The organism is Rossellomorea sp. FM04394, from assembly GCF_041889765.1.
GTDB lineage: Bacteria > Bacillota > Bacilli > Bacillales > Bacillaceae_B > Rossellomorea > Rossellomorea aquimaris_B.
Map to the genome: position 1 here is coordinate 3,804,846 of NZ_CP168654.1, position 14,431 is coordinate 3,819,276.

The window sequence follows — 14,431 nt, forward strand, 5'->3', positions numbered from 1 at the left end:
ACTCTATCGTTATATTCACGAAACCGTCCCCCTCTCAAGCCACTGCGCTGCCATATCCCTTGCATATTCATCCTCTGCATGGACAGCTATTTCCCCTAACACATCTTTACCATTCTTAAGACGGAGAAGGGATTGAGCTGCCCCGGACCTGACATAAAAGGACGGGTCGCTCATAAGTTCCAGTAAATATGGGGTCAGTTCCGGGGAACGGATGTACTCGCATGCTTTAATGGCCATTAACCGTTCCTGCCACGAATCTGCTCGTAAGTGAACGGAAAGTTCCGGTATATCAAGATAAAATTCCATCCCCACCACTGCCTTCAACGCACGGACCCGGAGCTCAGTTGAGTCTCCTGACAATAACTGCTGCAGGAAAGCAATATGCTCCATTCTATTCTTCACGCCGATTGAATCGATGAGGGCATATTTCATCACATCAGGAAGTTCGTCAAAGGCGTGGACCAATGGCTGGAACTGATCTCTCCCGAATGACTGAAACAGCAGGCTGTACTCAAATTCCGTCAGCTCATGCAAAGGATCTGTCAGTCGGGGCAGCAGATCACGTTCATTGAAGAGCACATCTATTTTCAATAATTGGATCTCTTCCGATTTACTGATGGATCGGGATTCACGAAGTTCTCTCAATGGCTCTCTCATACTACTCATTCTGAAATCCTGTATCCAATAAAGAGCATTCATCCGGATACTCCATCTTCTGTGCCTCAGCTGAGACAGAATGAACGGCTGGAGATGGTCTTCCGCAAACCCCTGTAGCCTCTTGAGAATGTCTGGTGAGGAGAGAACCTTTGAAAAGCCGGCCAACAGCTCCACCAATGCCCGGGCTTCCAGGGGGGAACTGTTCAGGAATCTCTCATCCTCGACACCTTCATGTAAAAAGTGAAAAAGGGCTAATTGATACTCTTCTTTATACCGCTCGACTTTCGCCCGATTTTTATTAACCATCATCTTCTTTATGATTAAATACAGGCAAAGGCCCGTTAACACAACCAGCAATCCCACAAGCACAACAGAAAAATAAAAAATTTCCTTCGAAAACAATTACCTCATCCTTCTCAGCATTTGCCCCAATCGGGCCTCAAGCTCTAATAATTTAAAAGGCTTAGTCATATAATCATCCGCTCCAAGCTGAAGGGATCTTGAAATGTCCTTTTCACTCTTCCGTGATGTCAGCATAAGGACCTTATATCGATCGGAATCACTTCTTGAACGGATGCGTTCCAACACTTCAAGGCCATCCATCCTTGGCATCACCCCGTCTAAGATGACGAGGCAAGGGTATGCGGCATGCCAGTCGGATTCCACAAAGGCCGCTCCATCGTTGAATGTCTGGATGTCATACTGTGTATGAGTCTCTTCAGGTAGTTTTGATACAATGTCCTTCATCACGGTCCGAATGATCGGATCATCATCCACGATGGCGATCTTGATCGTTTTATGAGGAATATTCTCCCGTGATTTACCATCAATCTTTACGTTATTCCTCCCACTTTCCTTTGCCTCATAAAGGGCCTGATCCGCCAGTTTAAGCCACGTATCAAAGGGCTTCGTCGGATCGGTGATTTCCGCCACACCTGCAGAGAATGTACAGGAAAATGCCTCGTCAGTGCCAAACAATACTTGATTGAACCCCTTACGTATATCATCGACCAAGGTAAACACTTCTTTTACTGAGGTATGTGGGAAAATGATAACAAACTCTTCCCCTCCAAAGCGAAAGACCGTGTCCTGGATTCTCGTTTCGGACTTTAGATGTAAAGCGAATTTCCTCAAAACCTCGTCCCCAACCAGATGACCGTACCGGTCGTTCACTCCTTTGAAATGATCCAGATCCAGGACGGCCACACAATAAGAATCCCCTCTTCGTGCCCATTCACTTTGCACTTGGGCATAAGCCTGCCCCAAGTATTTACGGTTATACACATGCGTCAATTCATCAATCAGCACCAGTTCTTCCATTTGTTTCTTTCGTTCCATCTGCCTTTTCACGCGTACAATAAATTCTTCCAGATCAAAGGGCTTGGATATAAAATCGTCCGCCCCCATCTGATAGCTTTTGATACGGACTTCCTTACTGTTCTCCACACTCACCATGACCGTAGGGATGAACTGCTGCTTCAGCTTTTTTTTAAAAAAGTCCAGCACTTCGAATCCATTCGTCCCGTCCATATAAATATCAATGATGGCACAGTCCGGCTTTACGTCGTAGTAGGACATGACAGCCTTATCAGGATTGGCGATGGCTACGACATACCATCCTATTTTCTCAAGCTCTTCCTTCATGTACATAAGGAAAGAGGTGTCATCATCAATGAGCAATACGACAGGTTCTTCCCCGGTCCTTTTTTGCTTTCCCGGAAATACTTCCGTGGACTCCTCCTCATATTGATAACAGAATTGAATGATATCAAAAAGTTCTTCCTTTACTTCTGTAATCGTCCACAGCCGTTCGTCCTTTTCTTCATACTGACCCATCAGTTCTCGTGCACGGTCCCCGATTTTATGTAACCCAAGTACAGAAGCTGATCCAGCCATGGAATGGATGAACCGGTATACTTCTTCATGAGGGATGGAAACTGTGGCCTCCCACTCCCGTAGTTTTTTTCGTACATTATTCAAAAAATATTTTGTGTATTTTTCCATTTCGCATCGTCTTCCTTTATCGTAAACTCCTGACTTCCGGCATCCTTTTTTAAACGTATGCCGTACATACTGGAAAAGTCATGACTTTTATCATTTTGTAAGAATTTTCATCAAACCATTTTCATTATACTCCCCCATATACTAGTTTGATAGGCAGGGTAAAAAAATCTTTTCAGTCGTATTTGCAATAGTAACCTAGAAGTCCTGAAAGGTATAATGTAACAAAATATTCCATTAACATCCAACCAGGATATTGAAAAATGAAAAAAAGGGTCTATAGAAGTAGGATCACACTGTTTCAAAACAAGCACAATAAAAAAAGCCAATGCCCACTCCCTGGTCATTAGCTTTCCATTGATATAAAGTTGATCTTATGCTTCTTTTTGTACAAATCGCTCCAGGGCAAACAGTGCTTCTTCTTCGTCACTTCCGTCCGCTACCAGCGTAATGGCAGAACCTGTAGAAATGGCTAAACTCATTAAGCCCATGATGCTTTTTGCATTGACTTTCTTTCCATCCTTTTCTAAGAAGATTTCAGATGAGAAGCGGTTCGCCTCCTGAACAAATAATGCCGCCGGGCGTGCCTGAAGACCTGTTTTCAATTTCACTTCCACTTGTTTTTCCACCATAATCATTTCTCTCCCCTTTGCCCAAAATTTACACTTTCTCTCCCGCTCGGAGTTTCTCAGCAAGCTGGTCGATTTTCCTTAAGCGGTGATTGATACCTGACTTACTGATGGTGCCGCCTGACACCATTTCCCCTAGTTCTTTCAATGTAACGTCTTGATAATTCACTCGTAATTCTGCAATTTCTCTTAGTTTATCGGGTAAAACCTGTAATCCTACATGCTTTTCAATAAACTTGATGTTCTCGACCTGCCTTAAAGCAGCACCGATGGTTTTATTTAAATTAGCCGTCTCACAATTCACAAGGCGATTAACGGAATTTCTCATATCCCTGACAATCCTTACATCCTCAAATCGGAGTAGGGCATTGTGGGCCCCGATGATATTTAAGAACTCCGTGATTTTTTCTGCTTCCTTCAAATACGTAATGAAGCCTTTTTTGCGTTCAAGGGTTTTACTATTCAACCCGAAGGAATTCATCAGCTCGGACAACGCATCGTTGTGTTCAGAATAAAGAGAAAAAATTTCTAAATGATAGGAGGATGTTTCCGGATTGTTAACAGAGCCTCCTGCAAGGAACGCTCCCCTTAAATACGAACGTCTGCAGCACTTCTTCTTAATCAGGTCTTCCGATATATTATGAATAAAGGTGAAACCTTCACCTAGAATTTTCAAATCCTCGAGAATCATCTTTGAATCTTCTTTGATTCGTACAATGTAGACATTGTTTTTCTTTAACCGCATCTTCTTACGCACTAAAAGCTCTACCGGGGTGTCGTATCCCTTTTTGATTAATGTATAGATTCTCCTGGCAATGGCGGCGTTCTCTGTTTGAATATTTACGACGAGCTTTTGATTCGAGAATGACAATGAACCATTCATGCGAATCAATGCGGATAATTCTGCATTCGCGCAGCAATCCTTTACTTCAATGTTCGTTAATTCTTTTTTCGTTTCGGACGCAAACGACATCCCCATCACCTCCTAGCAAACGCTTGCACAACCTTATACAAAGGAAATTTTCGTAGTTTATCTGGTTGATTTTTTTAGATAAGAATAAATGATATCCGCGACCTTCTCAGTGTTATGACGAACAAGATGGTTGTCATAGGAGAGAATCTCTTCTGCAATCACTTCTAAGCCCATGGACTTTAATTTTTCTAGATCAAAGTGAACGGGCCTCGCTTGTTCTTCATTATAACGGGCCTGCACCTCTTTCGGTACCTGCTTTTTATTGACTAAGATATAATCAATGCTTGGCGTTTCCAGGTGATCGTATAAAGCCAACACATGATCACTTGCTGAATAGTCCAGTGTTTCCCCTGCCTGGGTCATGATGTTGCAGATATACATTTTCTTCGCTTTCGCCTGGCATACCGCTTCACCAATCCCCGGAACAAGGAGATTCGGTAAAATACTAGTATATAGGCTTCCCGGTCCCATCACAATCAAATCGGCTTCCCTAATGGCACGCAAGGTTTCTCCCAATGGCTTGATGCTATCCGGCTTTAAGAAGACCCTTTTGATCTTCTTCCCGGCTTTCGGAATGGCCGATTCTCCAGTGACAATCGTCCCATCCTCCATCTCCGCCTTTAAGATGACACTTTGATTCGCCGAAGGCAAGACCTTCCCCTTCACATTCAATACTCTGCTCATTTCCTGAATCGCATGAACAAAATCACCTGTAATGGAAGCAAGGGCAGCAATGATCAGGTTTCCTAACGCGTGACCGGAAAGTTCATTCGTTGTTTCAAAACGATGCTGAAACATTTGTTCCACCAGTGGCTCCACTTCTGAAAGGGCAGCCAGGACATTCCGTATATCTCCAGGAGGGGGAATATCCAAGCTGTCCCGCAAACGACCTGAGCTGCCACCGTCATCAGCGACAGTGACAATGGCCGATATATCTATAGGGTGTCGTTTTAATCCACGAAGAAGGACGGGCAAGCCCGTACCTCCTCCGATCACGACGACCTTGGGTGTATGTGTCATGTTGTTAGACCCTTTCTCTTCTGAATATCCCGATGAGAAATTTTCGTTTGATAGTCTTTTTCAAAATGATGGCCAAGATATTCTGCTAATGCAACCGATCGATGCTGCCCGCCTGTACAACCAATCGCCACCACAAGCTGACTCTTTCCTTCCCGCTTGTACTGAGGAAGCATGAACGAAAGTAAATCGGTCACTTTCTCGATGAATTTATTCGTTTCATTCCATTTCAACACATAGGTGGACACTTCTTCATCCAACCCCGTTTTCGGACGCATGTGATCGATATAATGCGGGTTAGGCAGGAAGCGTACATCAAACACCAAATCGGCATCGATCGGGATACCGTGCTTGAAACCGAAAGACACGACATTCACCGTGAAAATCGTCTTTTTATTCACCGAGAATTCCGTTAGAATCTTCTCCCGAAGCTCTCTTGGCTTCATGGTTGAAGTTGTATAAATCAACTGCGCACGCCCCTTCAATTCTTCAAGGAGCTCCCTTTCCTGACGGATCCCCTCGAGAGGCAGTCCCGATGGAGCCAGTGGGTGGGATCTGCGCGTTTCCTTGTAGCGTCTCACAAGGGAAGAATCATCTGCATCAAGATATAGTACCTGCGGTGTGACCCAAGAGGTTTCCGCTAATTCATCCAATGCCTTAAATAAATGATCAAAGAATTCTCTTCCCCTAAGGTCCATAACAAGCGCGACCTTATTCATTTTATTACCGGACTCTTTCATCAGTTCCAAAAATTTTGGCAGAAGAGTTGGCGGCAGATTGTCCACACAGAAGAATCCTAAATCCTCGAAGCTCTGAATGGCAACGGTTTTTCCAGCTCCGGACATCCCTGTTATGATTACTAATTGAACATCGTTTGTAGAACCTGTACTCATACTCTTCCCCCATTTTTTCGTAATGTTCTATTTAAAAAGTTCGTTAACTTGGATCTAATCGATAAGACAATAACTTAAAATCAGGAGTATAGGTAAACGTTCCATAAATCGTATTCTTTCCGTGTAAGAGGTAGTCCAGAATATGATAATCCCCTTCAGCCATCGGGAGGTCCTTAATATCCTCGATCGGATGCCATTTAATCTTGCCTTCCTCTGATTCCTGGAGGTTGACGCCATCCGCTTCGGTTGCAAAGAAAGAGAACATCATCCACTCCGATGCAATCTGATCTCCATCTTTAATAATGAACGTAAAGACGCCTTTCAAATCAGGATTCTTCAAGTAGATGCCTGTTTCCTCACGATACTCTCTAATGACGGCATCCCTGATCGATTCACCGGACTCCATCTTTCCACCCGGGGCGACCCACCAGTTCCTTCTTGGCTTTTGGAGAAGGAGCACCTTGTCTCCATCCAGATATAAACAATTTGTGACACGTTGCACTACCTTCACCTCAATCTTGATGAATAGGGATCCAATGAATACATCCATCCCACTTTCAGTCATTCTCATTCCTTACATTATACTATGATTGTAGACAAGCTACAATGTCTTGGCTTGCTGTTTGACGGTTGTCGATTGAAATCGAAAGATATTGGGACAGGTTTTGACATGATGAGGAATTGTAAATAATAGGTACAGACCCATTGGAGTCACTATAACAGGAAAAAAAACAAAAAAAATAGACACAGGCGAGTCCTGTGTCGTCTACGGGATTTATTACTTAAAAGGGGGTCAATTTCTTATTTTCTATATTACCCGAAAATTGTTTCACTAGTGTTACAACAGATTTAAAACGGTATTACGGAATTGTTAATGTTTCAAGGAGCTTTTTGCAAATTCTCTCGAAAGCTAACGAATCGTGTCAAAACAGGGTTAAAAGTCATAATTCTTCATGATTTGATCTGCGATTAATTCGTACCCTTTCCCATTTGGATGAAGGGAATCATGGAAATAGTTTTCCTTGGACTTCCCTTTGAATAATGGATTCGTTGGTACGTACTTCACATTTTCATGTTTTTCTGCTTCTTTCATCATCGACTTATTCCAATCCTCGACGTACGCTTCGATTTTGTCGCTGTCTTTGTCCGGGTATGGGTTGTATAAGCCCAAAACGATGATATCCGCTTCTTTGCTCGCTGTCCCTACAATATTCAGGATTTTATCCAGATGGTCGAGATAGTCCTTTTTTGCATCCATGATCTCATCATGGTGTAAAGGGAATAAGTCTCCACCATTGTTCTTGATTAAATCATTCGTTCCAATGTTGATGATATATACATCCGCTTCACTTAAATCCTCTGCTACCTCAGGCTTTACGATTTGACCGAGCAACTGATCCGACTGCTGCCCTGGTACTCCAAGGTTTTGGAAGTTATACGACACCATTGTATGTTTTTGATTTACTTTCTCTTCTAAACGCCCTATATAACCCGCTTCCTTTTTATCACCATATCCATAGGTGAGGGAATCTCCCAATGCAATCACGCGCTTCTTCGATGATGATTGAGTCTCATCTGCAAAAAAACTGAAATAGGTGATGGGAATAAGGGCAAACAGTGCGATCACAGCTGCGACCTTCAAAATTTTCATGGTTGATCCGACCTTCCAAAATAAACTGGGATGACTTTCATAATAGTGGTTATTCCCTCTTAAAGGGGTTGTAATCCTGTTTATTTATGGAAGTTGTCTGATGAACGATTGGTTCTTCATTTCTTTTAATGATGGCTTCGAGGAGCGTATACTTTTTAGATAGAGGAAAGTGACTTGTAGATGCTATTTGTATGGATTTGAGTCCTCTTTAAGTGGAATGCGTCGATTGGCGGCATACTTCTCAGGGAATTCCCCTTAATGAGCAGTCGTTCTGTATGCAGAGTGGGGTATTAATAGAGGTTTAGTTGAAAAAATCCAGCCGTTTTACTTTTTTCACCACAAAAAAGCATCAAATACCCACCCTACACATTTTGCAGATTCACAAAACCCCTTCAAAAACGAGCTTCACTCCGGAGGTCCGTCCCCCCTTACTTCTTCTGAACACCAAACCGCGCATTGAGTTGGCCCTTTATCATTTTTTGCTTTGCTTCTTTTCTTTCTTTTCTGGTTAATTCATTTTTGATTTCTTTTGTGGTGACCCCTTCTTCTCGCTGGTCGGCGATATCCATTAGTCGTTCTACGTCGGAGAAGGAGTATTTGCGATAGCCCCGATTGGAACGCTGTGGAAAGATCAGATTCTTCTCTTCGTAATAACGGATCTTCCTCTCGGTCAATCCGGTCAATTCACTGACGACACCGATTGATATCACTTTTTTATCCTTATAGGAAGGTTCATTCTCCACGTTCTCCTCATCCTCCTAAGCAGGGAATATCTTGATTATACATGTCCCTCTTACGGATTTGGACTATTATGTTAGAAAACCTCACAAAGAATTCTAAATTGGAAGAAAACTTAACGAACTAGAAGATTTCTACATTCATTCCCCTTACACTATGGGTAAGAATCCAAAAGGAGTGAACACGCATGCCATTTTTACGAGAAGCCGTTGAAAGAGAAAGACAGCAATTTATTCGTCGGTTAGTAGAAGCTGGTGTTTACAAGCCATGTGATGAAGGATTGAAGAAGTTGACCCTGTCGGAGTTGGTGTATGTGTTTAATAAACATAAGAAGAATTGACTCATACAAAAAAAGCCTTACGAAAGGGTTACCCTTGCGCAAGGCTTTCTTGTTTAACCGTTTTTGACTTTTTCTTTCAGCTCTTCGATATAATGCTGAGCCGTTTGAGCGGCGATACTGCCGTCACCCGTTGCTGTAACGATTTGGCGGAGTTGCTTTTCACGGACATCTCCGGCTGCAAAGATTCCAGGAACCTTTGTTTCCATTTGTTCGTTTGTTTCAATGTAACCTTCCGAGTTGATGATTCCAAGGTTAGCAAATGGCTTTGTCAGTGGAAGCATTCCGATGTAGATGAAGACACCATCCGCTTGGAAATCAGTTTCTTCTCCATTTTCTGTGGAGACAAGGGTCACACTGCCCACTTTTCCATCTTTGTCGTTGATTTCTTTCACCGTGTGGTTCCAGATGAAATCAACTTTCTCGTTATCAAAAGCACGCTGTTGCAGGATCTTCTGAGCACGAAGCTCATCGCGGCGGTGAACGATCGTTACTTTGTTAGCAAATCTTGTCAGGTAAACCCCTTCTTCTACAGCGGAGTCTCCTCCACCTACTACAACAAGGTCTTTTCCTTTAAAGAATGCTCCGTCACAAACTGCACAATAAGATACTCCGCGTCCGCCAAGCTCTTTCTCACCAGGTACACCGATTTTTTTGTATTCAGCACCCGTCGTGATGATGACGGCACGCGCTTTGAATTCTTTTGAACCGGTTTTGACGATTTTGAAGTCTTCTCCGTCAACGATCTCTTTAATATCCCCGTATGCGTATTCCGCACCGAATTTCTTCGCATGATCAAACATTTTATTTGAAAGATCAGGTCCAAGAATATGGTCGAAGCCTGGATAGTTCTCCACTTCTTCCGTATTCGCCATTTGTCCACCCGGCACTCCTCTTTCAAGCATGAGCGTTGAAAGACTTGCGCGAGACGTATAAACAGCTGCAGTCATTCCTGCAGGGCCTGCACCTACAATGATTACATCATAAATTTTTTCTTCAGACATAATGACATTCTCCTTCCGAAACAGTCGTAAGCATATTCTTTATTAAAATACTATGGTTAGAGGTTGTAATGGTGCTGAGCCTTCCACCCATAGTATTAACTTCCTACACCTATCCTATAAAAAATAGGGTCATATCGTCCAAAAATATGCTCACGGAAGGTAACTCTCAACGACTGCAATGTATTTTGTCAACGTACTTGTGGATAAGTTGAATCGATCACATAGCTGCTTCTTCGTGATTTTTTCATTTCGCAGCCGACTCCAGACGAATTCTGTCGCTGCTGCAAAAGCTTTGGCATTCTTGAAGGTTTCCCGTTCTTTTATGCCTCTGTATGCGATCGTGAACCAAGTTAGGAACAATCCGGACTCCACGCTCGTAATCGGACGGTGACCGCCGTAAAGGTGAAGGGCCACTTGATGCATATTCTGTATCTCCTGGTTCACTTTGATCGAGCTGTTTCCGTTGCTGTTCAACACCTGTGCCAAATACACCTTCTCGACAATGGAAAGGTCCTCAACATCACAAAAGTCGGCGTGAGTCAGGATGGCTCTTTGATTATCGGAGATGGACGTAAGAAACAGACCAAATAACTTCTCTTCGGTATATTCACTTTGCAGCTTTTTTAAAATCGATGTGACGTGATTTTCAAAGCCCTCTGCCTGCTTTTGGTCGTTCCAAGGCTCGAGTCCTTCTTTTTCAGGATTGATATCAAGTACCCTTTTCCACGCATTACGGGCAGTATCCTCATGACCCGTTTCATAAGCAGAATAAGACAACCAATAATAAAAGCTCGCATCTCCCTCGAAGCCAATCTTCTGAAGGGACTTCAACCAATCATACGCCCGCTTCGAATGACCAACAAGCGCAAACGTGGCCCCGAGCTTGTAACGATGCTCATGAAGTAAGGGACGGACCTTCTCAAGACCCTGGATCAATTCATCCAGCTCGTCATGACGCTTTTGGTAGAAATAAAAGACAGCCGTATTGCACAGGGCATGAAGATTTCCAGGATTCTTCTCCAGCACCTCTTCTAACGTAGCAGCAGCTTGATCGACTTCTCCTAAATAGAAATAGGCAAGTGCCAGATTATTATAAGCTGACCAGAATTCAGGATAATCCTGAATGACCTTCTGTAAGGTGTCCACGGCTTTTTGAAAATGTCCTGATTCAAGAAGATCTCTTGCTTTTTCCTGTTGGACGATAAGCTCATCATGCTCATATAAATCGTCCACAATCAGATCGGAATCGAGCTCCAGAAGTTCTAATAAGTCTTCTGCATCCTCGACGAATTCACCATATTCTTCTTTGTCAAGATAAGCTGAAACCTGTTCGTACGCCTCTTTAAATAAGCCTAGATGGGCATAATTGTTGGCAAGGAAATAATGACACTCCGCCATATGGGGATCCAGACCATCCAAGATTTGATGCAATAAATCATTGGAACGCTTGTATTCACCAAGTTCTGTATACACAATCGATAATTGACAGGCAATCATCGGTTCTATCGGTTCTAATTGAAATGCTCTATTTAAATATTTTAACGATTTCTTAAGCTCTCGACGTTGATAAGCCTTCATCCCTTTGTTGTAGTAATACTCGCCAGTCGGGACAAAAGACAACACTTTCGCTTGCTCACTACCTAATTTTGACCCTTTTCTCATCAAAGTCCTCCGAAACGTTCATAGTATAACTACAGTAGTATATCATACAATACCCCTGTACTAAACTACCATATTTTGAAGGACGGACCTTTGCGCGTGCGCGAAGGTCCGTCCCTCAGGGAGTTATTTATTATGACGTTCCACAAGGACTTTTAATACATCATCGAGTGGAAGTTTTTGTTCTCTTAATAGGACGAGGACGTGATAGAACAGGTCGGCGACTTCCCATTTCAATTCTTCAGTGTCCCTGTTTTTCGCGGCGATGATCACTTCTGACGCCTCTTCGCCTACTTTTTTAAGGATTTTGTCTACACCTTCTTCAAAGAGATATGTCGTGTATGCTCCCTCTGGTCGCTCGATTTCACGATTTTCAATGAGTTTTTCCAGAGTAAGGAGGATAGTTTCTGTTGATGATGCCTCCTCCCCATACACTCCTTCATGAAAGCAGCTCTCTTCACCTTTATGGCAGGCAGGACCTTTTTTATCGACGAGGACCAGGATGGTGTCTTTATCACAATCCCACGTGATATTCTTGACCTTTTGGGTGTTACCGCTTGTCTCTCCTTTATGCCACAGCTCCTGGCGTGAACGGGAGTAAAACCACGTTTCCCCTGTCTCAACCGTTTTTCTTAGAGACGTTTCATTCATATAGGCCAGTGTTAAAACTTCTTTAGTCGAAGCGTCCTGGATGATGGCAGGTACCAATCCTTTGTCATCATACTTAACGGATGCGATCCAATCGTCATTTGTCATCGTACATGCACCTCCTGCTCTCTTAAGTAGCTCTTTACTTCTTCAACGCTCGTTTCTTTATAGTGAAAAATGGAGGCTGCTAGGGCCGCATCGGCCTTGCCTTCCGTGAATACCTCCTTGAAGTGCCCCGCATTGCCTGCACCGCCTGAAGCAATCACCGGAATCGAAACCGCTTCACTGACTGCCTTCGTCAGGGCAAGATTGAACCCCTGCTTTTCTCCATCGCTATCCATGCTGGTTAACAAGATTTCCCCCGCACCGAGAGATTCCACTTCTTTCGCCCATTCAACGGCATCCAGGTCTTTCAGCTTTCTGCCTCCATGGGTGTAAACTTTCCAACCTTTGCTCTCTTCATCATACTTGGCATCGATGGCCACTACGATACATTGAGATCCGAAGTAATCGGCCCCTTCACGGACAAGCTCTGGACGCAGGACGGCTGCAGTGTTAAGGGATACCTTGTCTGCCCCTGCCCGCAGGATGGCTTTCATATCTTCGACTGAGTTAATCCCTCCACCTACTGTAAAAGGAATTGCTAATTCAGCCGCCACATGTTGAACGACCTCGACCATGGTTTTTCGGCCTTCGTGGGAGGCGGATATATCCAGGAATACAAGTTCATCAGCACCCTGATCGTCGTATACCTTGGCAAGCTCAACGGGGTCGCCCGCATCTCGCAGCTCCACAAATTGAATGCCTTTTACCACCCGGCCATCCTTCACGTCCAGGCAAGGGACGATACGTTTCGTTAACATGTTTTCACCTCATTTATAGCCTCACTCACCGTGAACTTTCCTGTATAAAGTGACTTTCCACAAATCGCACCGGAGACGCCTTGTTTTTCGTATTGCTTTAAAGTCTTTAGATCTTCAAGTGAGCTGATGCCTCCAGACGCAATCACTGATTTCCCCGTTTGTTCGGCAAGCTCCACAACCGCTTCAACATTGGGACCAGATAGCATTCCATCTGTGGCAATATCGGTGAAAATGAACGTTTCCGCGCCGGCTTCAGCCAGTTCTTTTCCAAGATCGACAGCTTTAAGCGCAGACGTTTCCAACCAGCCATGAGTTGCCACATATCCATCCTTTGCATCAAGTCCGATGGCAATCTTGTCACCATATTCCGACAGCCATTCCTTCACTAATCCTGTGTTGGAAACAGCGATACTGCCAATGATCACACGGTCGACACCCCTGCTTAAATAGTGCTCGATATCCTCTTTGGAGCGGATGCCTCCCCCGATCTGCACCTTGGCATCCAGCTTTTCTGCAACGGCAATCACGAATTCATCATTGATCCTGGAGCCTTCCTTTGCCCCATCAAGATCCACCATGTGAATCCACTCGGCCCCTTCATCAGCGAATTTCTTCGCCATATCATAAGGGGAGTCTCCATAAACCGTTTCTTGATTATAATCACCTTGAACGAGACGGACGCATTTCCCGTCCCGCATATCGATGGCTGGATAAATCGTAAAACTCACGAGACCGCCTCCTTCACTCGTTTTGTAAAGTTTTCTAACAGCTTCATACCAAGCTCTCCGCTTTTTTCAGGGTGAAACTGCATTCCGTATATATTTTCCCGGCTCACGACTGCCGGGATTTCGACTCCCGCATAATCAGCACTTGCTGCGATCACGTCTTGAGATCCTTCATGCACATAATACGAATGAACGAAGTACACATAGCCTTCTGATAACCCTTCTAAAAGGGGGGATTTTTTTTGGTAACGCAGAAGATTCCATCCCATGTGGGGGACTTTGAATGAGTTTCCTCGGCTGTCCTTATTCGGGATGTGAAGCACTTCACCGGGAAGCAGGGCCAAGCCCTTCGTCCTTCCATTCTCCTTGCTTTCCTCGAACAGGAGTTGCATGCCTAAACAAATGCCTAAGAGCGGCTTCCCGCTTTGGGCAAAAGTGAGGATGGTTTCTCTTAAATGAGTGGTTTCGAGAAGATTCATGGCATCTTTAAATGCTCCCACTCCCGGTAATATCAACCCATCTGCGTTCAGTAATTCCTCTTGTTGATCACTGATGAAATAAGGAACGTTCAACCGTTCAAGTGCTTTACTGACGCTGAACAGATTCCCCATCCCATAGTCTACAATGCCGATCATG

At 43.9% G+C, this 14,431-nt stretch carries 16 protein-coding genes; 1 reads left to right on the forward strand and 15 read right to left on the reverse strand.

The window, feature by feature from the left end; genetic code table 11:
• Positions 1-15: 15 nt before the first annotated feature.
• The 9 genes from ACCB35_RS19170 to ACCB35_RS19210 form a co-directional block, all read right to left on the reverse strand.
• Positions 16-1,059: a HEAT repeat domain-containing protein gene (locus ACCB35_RS19170; protein ID WP_374054891.1), complete on the reverse strand. Its 1,044-nt coding sequence runs from the start codon at positions 1,057-1,059 to the stop codon at positions 16-18.
• Positions 1,060-2,661, reverse strand: a complete 1,602-nt coding sequence (locus ACCB35_RS19175) for a diguanylate cyclase (RefSeq protein WP_374054892.1) — start codon at positions 2,659-2,661, stop codon at positions 1,060-1,062.
• A 371-nt stretch (positions 2,662-3,032) separates the two neighbouring features.
• Positions 3,033-3,290, reverse strand: coding sequence for an HPr family phosphocarrier protein (locus ACCB35_RS19180; RefSeq protein WP_374054893.1), 258 nt, complete (start codon positions 3,288-3,290; stop codon positions 3,033-3,035).
• 28 nt (positions 3,291-3,318) lie between these two features.
• A complete protein-coding gene (whiA, locus tag ACCB35_RS19185; RefSeq protein ID WP_044338284.1) occupies positions 3,319-4,260 on the reverse strand; it encodes a DNA-binding protein WhiA in 942 nt (313 codons plus the stop codon).
• A gap of 57 nt (positions 4,261-4,317) precedes the next feature.
• Positions 4,318-5,280, reverse strand: coding sequence for a uridine diphosphate-N-acetylglucosamine-binding protein YvcK (gene yvcK, locus ACCB35_RS19190; RefSeq protein ID WP_374054894.1), 963 nt, complete (start codon positions 5,278-5,280; stop codon positions 4,318-4,320).
• Positions 5,277-6,170: an RNase adapter RapZ gene (rapZ, locus tag ACCB35_RS19195; RefSeq protein ID WP_044338286.1), complete on the reverse strand. Its 894-nt coding sequence runs from the start codon at positions 6,168-6,170 to the stop codon at positions 5,277-5,279. The genes yvcK and rapZ overlap by 4 nt, the downstream gene beginning before the upstream one ends.
• 43 nt (positions 6,171-6,213) lie before the next feature.
• Positions 6,214-6,672 carry an 8-oxo-dGTP diphosphatase gene (locus tag ACCB35_RS19200; protein ID WP_044338501.1) on the reverse strand — a complete coding sequence of 153 codons (459 nt, stop codon included), beginning with the start codon at positions 6,670-6,672 and terminating at the stop codon, positions 6,214-6,216.
• 432 nt (positions 6,673-7,104) lie between these two features.
• Positions 7,105-7,821 carry a GDSL-type esterase/lipase family protein gene (locus ACCB35_RS19205; RefSeq protein WP_374054895.1) on the reverse strand — a complete coding sequence of 239 codons (717 nt, stop codon included), beginning with the start codon at positions 7,819-7,821 and terminating at the stop codon, positions 7,105-7,107.
• 428 nt (positions 7,822-8,249) lie between these two features.
• A complete protein-coding gene (locus tag ACCB35_RS19210) occupies positions 8,250-8,564 on the reverse strand; it encodes a MerR family transcriptional regulator (RefSeq protein ID WP_374054896.1) in 315 nt (104 codons plus the stop codon).
• 182 nt (positions 8,565-8,746) lie between these two features.
• On the opposite strand from ACCB35_RS19210, the gene ACCB35_RS19215 reads away from it, so the two are divergent.
• Positions 8,747-8,899, forward strand: a complete 153-nt coding sequence (locus ACCB35_RS19215) for a Fur-regulated basic protein FbpA (protein WP_374054897.1) — start codon at positions 8,747-8,749, stop codon at positions 8,897-8,899.
• A gap of 53 nt (positions 8,900-8,952) precedes the next feature.
• On the opposite strand, the gene trxB is transcribed toward ACCB35_RS19215, so the two are convergent.
• The 6 genes from trxB to hisH form a co-directional block, all read right to left on the reverse strand.
• On the reverse strand, positions 8,953-9,900 hold the full coding sequence (gene trxB, locus ACCB35_RS19220; protein ID WP_061810184.1) for a thioredoxin-disulfide reductase: 948 nt from the start codon (positions 9,898-9,900) through the stop codon (positions 8,953-8,955).
• Between the two features lie 150 nt (positions 9,901-10,050).
• A complete protein-coding gene (locus ACCB35_RS19225; protein ID WP_374054898.1) occupies positions 10,051-11,562 on the reverse strand; it encodes a tetratricopeptide repeat protein in 1,512 nt (503 codons plus the stop codon).
• A 123-nt stretch (positions 11,563-11,685) separates the two neighbouring features.
• The gene (gene hisIE, locus ACCB35_RS19230; RefSeq protein ID WP_374054899.1) at positions 11,686-12,315 is read right to left on the reverse strand and encodes a bifunctional phosphoribosyl-AMP cyclohydrolase/phosphoribosyl-ATP diphosphatase HisIE; all 630 of its coding nucleotides are present in this window, start codon (positions 12,313-12,315) and stop codon (positions 11,686-11,688) included.
• Positions 12,312-13,070: an imidazole glycerol phosphate synthase subunit HisF gene (hisF, locus tag ACCB35_RS19235; protein WP_374054900.1), complete on the reverse strand. Its 759-nt coding sequence runs from the start codon at positions 13,068-13,070 to the stop codon at positions 12,312-12,314. Before hisF ends, hisIE begins: the two co-directional genes overlap by 4 nt.
• On the reverse strand, positions 13,064-13,798 hold the full coding sequence (gene hisA, locus ACCB35_RS19240; protein ID WP_374054901.1) for a 1-(5-phosphoribosyl)-5-[(5-phosphoribosylamino)methylideneamino]imidazole-4-carboxamide isomerase: 735 nt from the start codon (positions 13,796-13,798) through the stop codon (positions 13,064-13,066). The genes hisF and hisA overlap by 7 nt, the downstream gene beginning before the upstream one ends.
• Positions 13,795-14,430, reverse strand: a complete 636-nt coding sequence (gene hisH, locus ACCB35_RS19245; protein WP_374054902.1) for an imidazole glycerol phosphate synthase subunit HisH — start codon at positions 14,428-14,430, stop codon at positions 13,795-13,797. Before hisH ends, hisA begins: the two co-directional genes overlap by 4 nt.
• Between the last annotated feature and the right edge of the window lies 1 nt (position 14,431).

Coding starts and splice junctions, on each gene's coding strand:
- ACCB35_RS19175 (WP_374054892.1), bottom strand. CDS start 2,661: ATGGAAAAATACACAAAATATTTTTTGAATAATGTACGAAAAAAACTA.
- ACCB35_RS19180 (WP_374054893.1), bottom strand. CDS start 3,290: ATGGTGGAAAAACAAGTGGAAGTGAAATTGAAAACAGGTCTTCAGGCA.
- whiA (WP_044338284.1), bottom strand. CDS start 4,260: ATGTCGTTTGCGTCCGAAACGAAAAAAGAATTAACGAACATTGAAGTA.
- yvcK (WP_374054894.1), bottom strand. CDS start 5,280: ATGACACATACACCCAAGGTCGTCGTGATCGGAGGAGGTACGGGCTTG.
- rapZ (WP_044338286.1), bottom strand. CDS start 6,170: ATGAGTACAGGTTCTACAAACGATGTTCAATTAGTAATCATAACAGGG.
- ACCB35_RS19205 (WP_374054895.1), bottom strand. CDS start 7,821: ATGAAAATTTTGAAGGTCGCAGCTGTGATCGCACTGTTTGCCCTTATT.
- ACCB35_RS19215 (WP_374054897.1), top strand. CDS start 8,747: ATGCCATTTTTACGAGAAGCCGTTGAAAGAGAAAGACAGCAATTTATT.
- trxB (WP_061810184.1), bottom strand. CDS start 9,900: ATGTCTGAAGAAAAAATTTATGATGTAATCATTGTAGGTGCAGGCCCT.
- ACCB35_RS19225 (WP_374054898.1), bottom strand. CDS start 11,562: ATGAGAAAAGGGTCAAAATTAGGTAGTGAGCAAGCGAAAGTGTTGTCT.
- hisIE (WP_374054899.1), bottom strand. CDS start 12,315: ATGACAAATGACGATTGGATCGCATCCGTTAAGTATGATGACAAAGGA.
- hisF (WP_374054900.1), bottom strand. CDS start 13,070: ATGTTAACGAAACGTATCGTCCCTTGCCTGGACGTGAAGGATGGCCGG.
- hisH (WP_374054902.1), bottom strand. CDS start 14,430: ATGATCGGCATTGTAGACTATGGGATGGGGAATCTGTTCAGCGTCAGT.